The organism is Mesorhizobium sp. M1D.F.Ca.ET.231.01.1.1 (genome assembly GCF_003999155.2).
Taxonomy (GTDB): domain Bacteria; phylum Pseudomonadota; class Alphaproteobacteria; order Rhizobiales; family Rhizobiaceae; genus Mesorhizobium.
The window spans coordinates 1-316 of record NZ_RZOZ02000185.1 but is presented as its reverse complement, the minus strand read 5'-3'; the positions used below and the strand labels follow the sequence as shown (position 1 = coordinate 316).

Annotated in this window: 1 protein-coding gene and 1 pseudogene; one reads left to right on the top strand and one right to left on the bottom strand. The window is 60.8% G+C overall.

Annotation, left to right across the window (positions count from 1 at the left end; genetic code table 11):
* Positions 1-105: pseudogene (locus EN874_RS34750) on the top strand (GguC protein); the annotation flags it as partial.
* A 49-nt stretch (positions 106-154) separates the two neighbouring features.
* Here EN874_RS34750 and EN874_RS32880 read toward each other — a convergent pair.
* On the bottom strand, positions 155-316 hold a 162-nt coding region (locus EN874_RS32880; RefSeq protein WP_135884736.1), incomplete at its 5' end, for a transporter substrate-binding domain-containing protein.

The following is a 316-nucleotide window of genomic DNA, read 5'->3' as shown; positions in this document are numbered from 1 at the left end:
GAGGCCGGCGACGTGTTCGAGATCGAGGCCAAGGATTTCGGCCTGCCGCTGCGCAATCCGCTGGAGATCGAAAAGCCGGTGAAAGTGGCCGTGAAGGCGCTTTGAGGTGAAAGCGTGATCTCCCCCACAAGGGGGGAGATTGGCAGCTTCAACCTCAATAAATATCGAAGTCGAAATATTTCGCCTGGATCTTCTTGTAGGTGCCGTCGGCAACGATGGCATCGATGGCCGCGTTCAGCTTGTCGCGCAGCGCGGTGTCCTCCAGGCGCACGGCGACGTCAAGGGCACCGAGACTGAGGCCGGCATCGCCGTGCGC